Annotated in this window: 5 protein-coding genes; 4 read left to right on the forward strand and 1 reads right to left on the reverse strand. The window is 46.0% G+C overall.

Features of this window, described 5'->3' with window-relative positions; genetic code table 11:
* Positions 1-197: 197 nt before the first annotated feature.
* From KFE26_RS23015 to KFE26_RS23030, 4 genes are all read left to right on the forward strand, one after another.
* Positions 198-1,211, forward strand: a complete 1,014-nt coding sequence (locus KFE26_RS23015) for an efflux RND transporter periplasmic adaptor subunit (RefSeq protein ID WP_212601835.1) — start codon at positions 198-200, stop codon at positions 1,209-1,211.
* Between the two features lie 36 nt (positions 1,212-1,247).
* Entirely contained in the window at positions 1,248-4,508 is a 3,261-nt protein-coding gene (locus KFE26_RS23020) for an efflux RND transporter permease subunit (protein WP_212601836.1), read from the forward strand.
* A gap of 43 nt (positions 4,509-4,551) precedes the next feature.
* On the forward strand, positions 4,552-4,764 hold the full coding sequence (locus KFE26_RS23025; RefSeq protein WP_006082265.1) for a DUF2892 domain-containing protein: 213 nt from the start codon (positions 4,552-4,554) through the stop codon (positions 4,762-4,764).
* A gap of 109 nt (positions 4,765-4,873) precedes the next feature.
* Complete coding sequence (locus KFE26_RS23030) at positions 4,874-5,290, forward strand: rhodanese-like domain-containing protein (protein WP_198572759.1); 417 nt, start codon at positions 4,874-4,876, stop codon at positions 5,288-5,290.
* Positions 5,291-5,630: 340 nt separating this feature from the next.
* Here KFE26_RS23030 and KFE26_RS23035 read toward each other — a convergent pair whose 3' ends face one another.
* Entirely contained in the window at positions 5,631-6,122 is a 492-nt protein-coding gene (locus KFE26_RS23035; RefSeq protein WP_212601837.1) for a GNAT family N-acetyltransferase, read from the reverse strand.
* Between the last annotated feature and the right edge of the window lie 308 nt (positions 6,123-6,430).

Consider the following 6,430-nt stretch of genomic DNA (forward strand, 5'->3'; position numbering starts at 1 on the left):
ACCTATTATTTAAATGACTAAATTTTAAGCTTAATTTGTAGCACTGAAGCAGGAGGAATAAGGCGCTATAGGCCTTATTCCTTATTCCTAAATTAGGTAAAAACACTACATTAAATTTTTCTAATAAATATTGATTGCCTATTGAAAACAACTCCATTAGAATTTTCTCATAAATTACATCTGGGGTGATATAAGTTATGACATCAATTTCTCGTGCTTTTTTCTTACTGCTGGCACTTTCCAGTACTCAAGCTCAGGCTGCCTCAGTCGAAACCATCGAAGTCTTAAATAAACCCTATCCGAATTGGGTCACTTTAGACGCCACCATTGAAGCAGTAAAAGCAGCGACGGTATCGGCGCAAACCTCTGGTCGTATTGTTAAACTCAACTACGATGTTAACGATGTCGTCCCCGAAGGAGCCGCCCTACTGGAAATTACCAGTAAAGAGCAAGGCGCTGAACTGGCAAGCTTTGAGGCTGATCTAGCCAAAGCGAAGGCTTTAAATGTCGAAGCTCAGGCACAATACAAACGTTATAAAGAGCTATTTCCCCAAGGCGCGATTTCTAAGGGCGCGATGGATGAAGCCACCGCCAATGCTAAAGCAACAGAACAAGCCGTCAGTGCAGCACAAGCCCGTGTCATCAAAGCCAACGAATCCTTAAAATACACTGTCGTTTCAGCGCCTTTTAGTGGCATAGTCACTGAGCGTTTTGTCGAACTTGGCGAAACCGTAAGCCCAGGACAAGCACTACTTTCAGGGTTTTCCGCGAGTCAAATGCGCGCCATTACCCAAGTGCCACAGCGTTACATTAACCAACTTAAAAATTCCCCCGAATTTCTCGTCCGTTTAAGTGATGGCCGCGAGTTCACCTCAACTGACCTCACGATTTTCAGTTTCGCCGATCCCGTCAGCCACAGTTATCAAGTGCGAATTAATCTGCCAGAAAATGAAGCCAATCTTCAACCTGGTACTTGGGCAAAAGCTTCCTTTAAAAATGGCGATCGGGAAAAAATCCAACTGCCCGCCTCTGCACTACTCACAATGAACGAACTGAGCAGTGTTTACCTTAAACAAGGCGAAGCCTTTGTGCTGACCCAAGTCCGTGTCACTGAGCCCTTAGATGGCGAGGTAGAAGTGCTTGCGGGCCTTAAGTCGGGTGACAAGGTGGCCGTTGATGCCTACCAAGTGTTGCTCAGCAAGAAGCAATAAATTCCCTAGCGACTTAAGCTTTGTCGAGGTTGTTTTATGAAACATGCTCCAGCACCACAAACCACACTTGGGATTTCCGGACGAATTGCCGCTGCCTTTCAAAATAGCGCCATCACGCCGCTATTAGCACTTCTCGGGCTCTTACTTGGCTTATTCGCCATTTTGGTGACACCAAAAGAAGAAGAGCCACAAATTGATGTCACCTTTGCCGATGTGTTTATCCCTTTTCCCGGCGCGACACCCACGGAAGTTGAAAACTTAGTCACCCTGCCAGCGGAACAAGTGATCTCCGAAATCAAAGGCATAGATACTCTGTACTCGTTCTCCCAACCCGATGGCGCGCTGATCATCGTCATCTTTAAGGTCGGTGTTGCGCGCAATGATGCCATCGTCAGCCTATACAACCAGATTTATTCCAACATGGATAAATTACCAAGGGGCGCTGGCGTGGGTGAACCGCTAATTAAACCACGCGGCATCGATGATGTGCCCATTGTCAGTTTGACCTTATGGTCAAAGGACAGGCAAGTGTCTGCTGAGCAGCTAACCCATGTCGCCCTTGGGTTAGAAACTGAAATTAAGCGTATTCCCGGCACTCGCGAAATCGATACCGTTGGCCAGCACGATATGGTGGCCAACATACGTATCGATCCCGCCAAGATGAACAGCTTTAATCTGACCTACGATAAGTTAAGACAAAGTCTGAATGACAATAATATGGTCTCTATGCCTGCATCCTTAGTGCAAGGCAATCAAGAGATTAAAGTTCAGGCTGGGCAGTTTTTACAATCCATCGACGATCTCAAGCAATTAGTCGTCAGTGTCTATCAAGATAAACAAGGCAAAACTATTCCGATTTATTTAGCGGATATTGCCGAAATCAGCTTAAAAAGTGATATCCCTAAACCGAGCGTTTGGCACGCAGATAAAACCGACATTTATCCCGCCGTTACAATCGCAATTGGTAAACAAGCAGGCCAAAATGCCGTCGATATCGCCGACAGTGTGATTGAGCGGATAGCTAAAGTCGACAATGTGTTGATCCCCGCGAATGTCGAAGTCACAGTGTCACGTAACTATGGCGAAACCGCGGCGGATAAATCTAACACCCTTATTTTAAAACTGATTTTTGCCACCAGCGCCGTAGTCGTGCTGGTCTTTTTAACCATGGGCGCACGCGAATCCTTAGTCGTGGGCGTGGCCATTATTATCACGCTAGCGATCACCCTTTTCGCCTCTTGGGCGTGGGGATTTACCTTAAACCGCGTGTCCTTGTTCGCCTTGATTTTCTCCATCGGCATCTTGGTCGACGATGCCATAGTCGTAGTAGAAAACATCCACCGGCATATGGCGCTCGGCAAAAAGTCCTTCAGCGAGCTTATCCCAGTGGCGGTCGATGAAGTCGGTGGCCCGACGATTCTGGCGACATTTACTGTTATCGCAGCCTTGCTGCCGATGGCTTTTGTATCGGGCTTAATGGGGCCTTATATGAGCCCGATCCCCATCAACGCCAGTATGGGCATGTTAATTTCCCTCGTTGTGGCATTTGTGGTCACTCCTTGGCTCAGTCGTAAACTGCTGAAACATAATGACCAACACGATACTGCCCAAGCCTCGCACGAGGATGAAGCTGAAACTAAGATGGTGCGCCTCTTTACTCACTTAATTGGTCCTTTCCTGCTGGGTAAAAATGCCCGTAAGGCAAGAGTGGGACTGGCTGCCGGCGTATTTGTGTTAATCGGCATCGCCGTCGCGCTCCCTGTCGGTCAGCTCGTGGTGCTGAAAATGCTGCCCTTCGATAATAAGTCCGAGTTTCAAGTGATGGTGGACATGCCAGAAGGCACTCCCGTAGAGCAAACACAAAGAGTATTGCAGGATTTGAGTCGCTATCTAACAACCGTCCCTGAGGTCGAGCATCTGCAATTGTATGCGGGCACTAACGCGCCAATGAACTTTAACGGCTTAGTGCGCCACTATTTCCTGCGTCACAGCCAAGAGCTTGGCGACATCCAAGTGAACCTAGTGGATAAGAAACACCGCAAGCGCGACAGCCACAGCATAGCGGTATCGGTGCGAGACGAACTGCAGCAAATTGGCGAGCAATATCAAGCCAATATCAAAGTGGTTGAAGTGCCACCAGGGCCGCCAGTGTGGTCGCCGCTGGTTGCAGAAGTGTATGGCCCAAGTCCCGCTATTCGCGAGCAAGCCGCATATGAGATGCAGGCGCTGTTCCATGAAACCAAAGATGTGGTCGATATCGATATTTTCTTGCCCGCCGCCCAGCAAAAATGGCAAGTGATGATCGACCGCAGTAAAGCCAGCCTGATGGCCGTGCCCTACAGCAATATTGTCGACTTGATTGCCACCTCAGTTGGCGGCAAAGATGTGAGCTATTTACATCAAGCCCAGCAAAAACAACCGATACCGATCCGCCTGCAATTAAACGAAGGCGCGAAAGTCGATTTAGAGCAAGTGCTGAATATGAAGTTACTGAGCCAAACGGGGAAATCCGTGCCTGTGTCTGAGCTGGTGACCATCAAACGCGGCAAAATCGATGCACCAATTATCCATAAGAATATGATCCCTATGATCATGGTCGTCGCCGATATGTCGGGGCCACTGGACAGCCCACTCTACGGCATGTTCGACATGGCGGGCAAAATTGATGACGCCGATGGCTTAGGGTTTGATCAGCATTATATTCACCAACCCACAGGGCTAGACTCAGTCGCCGTGCTCTGGGATGGCGAGTGGAAAATCACCTACGAAACCTTTAGAGACATGGGCATCGCCTATGCGGTCGGCATGATCGCCATTTATCTCTTGGTAGTGGCGCAGTTTAGATCGTATCTCGTGCCGCTCATCATTATGGCGCCAATCCCATTAACTGTGATTGGTGTAATGCCAGGGCATGCCCTGCTCGGAGCGCAATTCACCGCGACGTCCATGATAGGCATGATAGCGCTGGCGGGGATTATTGTGCGTAACTCGATATTATTGGTCGATTTTATTAATCAAGAAACCGCATCCGGCGTGCCCTTTGAGCGGGCAGTGATCCACTCTGGCGCCGTGCGAGCTAAACCTATCATGCTGACTGCATTTGCAGCCATGATAGGGGCATTGTTTATTCTTGATGATCCGATTTTCAATGGCTTAGCGATCAGTCTGATCTTTGGTATTTTTATCTCGACCATACTGACCTTAGTTGTCATCCCTGTGCTGTACTACACGGCCATGAAAAACCGTATGAATACTGTTCAGATACAAACACAAACACAAACACAAACACAAAACTAACCACAACAAAGGCCATCACCAAGATGGCTTCAAGGAGTAAGGTATGTCATTAGAACGCAGTATTATGGCTTTTGCCGGATTTATGGTGTTACTGTCACTGGTGTTAACCGCCTATGTGCACCACAACTTTCTGTGGTTAACCGCATTTGTTGGCGCTAACCTATTCCAAAGTGCTTTTACCGGTTTTTGTCCTGCCGCCATGGTTTTACGAAAATTGGGTGTAAAATCAGAGGCTGAAATTGCTAAACAAAGCTAAGCCACATACAGTCACTGCTTAAGAGTTAAAATAAGAGATAAGAGTTAGGTGAGCAAGTACACGCTTGGCCTAATACAAGCGTGCCAAAAAGCCGTCAAGGAGAGATAAAGTGACCCACAACCTCGTAACCCGTGGCCAAAGCCTAATGCGCTTAGCCCTATTAAGCTTGCAATCACTGGTACTCATGCCACTGCTGCTAATGCCCATGATAGCCAGCGCCGCCGACCAAGATCCTGCAATCGCATGGGATAAAATTGCCGCAGGCGCTATGGTGCTCGATGTTAGAACACCTGAAGAATTTGCCGAAGGTCATTTAGCGAATGCGGTCAATATTCCCTTTGAGCAAGTGACAGAGGAGTTTGCTAAGCGTGGCATCGCCAAAGATGCTCCCGTCGTCTTGTATTGCCGCAGCGGTCGTCGTAGCAGTATTGCGACCGAAGCCTTAGTCGCTGCCGGATACACCCAAACCTATAATGGTGGCGGCTATTCCACCTTAGTTGAAGCGCAAAAAACGCCCGCTAAGTAATTAACAACCATCAAATTGGCTCTAGTGTGGGGAAGTAAGAATAAATCACTTTAGTACTCTCACCTTGCTCTAGCTATTCAAGGTTTAACGGCTAAAAGCGCCCTAGGGTGCTTTTTTATTGTCTAAATGAATAAGCTTACTTTAAGCAATAGCCTATCAATCAACATTGCTTTATATAAAAAACTTTTATCCACCCCAACATTAGACATCTGAAATGGGGGGCGAATGACGAGATATTGAAGTGTCTTTTTAGCGTAAATCGATCCAGATAAAAAATTAATAATCGTTTTCGCTGCTACACAAGTAACATAAATGATCCGATGTATGGCAAAAAAATTAACTATCTAACATGTTCAAAACGTAGATGACCTTCATTAACGCCAGTCTCACTAAAACCATTGGAAATCAAAACCCTTTTTGATGCTTCATTTTCCGCTGAAGTATGAGCAATAATGTTCTTTGTTTTTTCAAAAGAGTAAGCATGGGAAACGAGTGTATTAACGATTTCTGTAGCATAGCCACGACGCTGCCACTCAGGTAGCACTGAATAACCTATTTCAACCATCCCATGACTATCTGGAGGTCCAAAATAACCACCAGAGCCAACTAGTGTTCTCTCTCCTGAAACAGGACTAATATCAACTGCATACCAGCCATACCAACCTTGGGCTGCTTCACCGCCATTTTCATAGCAAGCAAGGAAAAACGCCATTGCATCACAATCATATTCGCCACAAGGCCAAGCATTTGAAACAATTGCATTTAATTTTTCAGCAAGTAACTGTGGTGTTTCAAGCTCTATATGAAGATGATCAGCTGAAGAAGATATCAATACGATCCGCTTAGATGTTATATTTTTTATAATTTTTATTTACTCCAATTTAGGATTTATAGTGCACAGCCTTAAATTCGTGCACTCACTCGCTTAAACCATGCCACAAGAAAAATAACTTAACCTCATGAATTAATTTAACTTACTACCCATCCAATAGACACGCTATTAGGCAAAATGCTTATATGTTAAATTTTGTGAAAATGCGAAAAATTCACACTTATGTATGCAGATTATTAGAAGTAAAGCGTCACACTGATGGGCGTTATAATTATTTAAATGAATATATTTTTTAGACTGTTCTAAGG

This window comes from Shewanella sp. M16, assembly GCF_018224605.1.
Classification (GTDB): domain Bacteria; phylum Pseudomonadota; class Gammaproteobacteria; order Enterobacterales; family Shewanellaceae; genus Shewanella; species Shewanella oncorhynchi.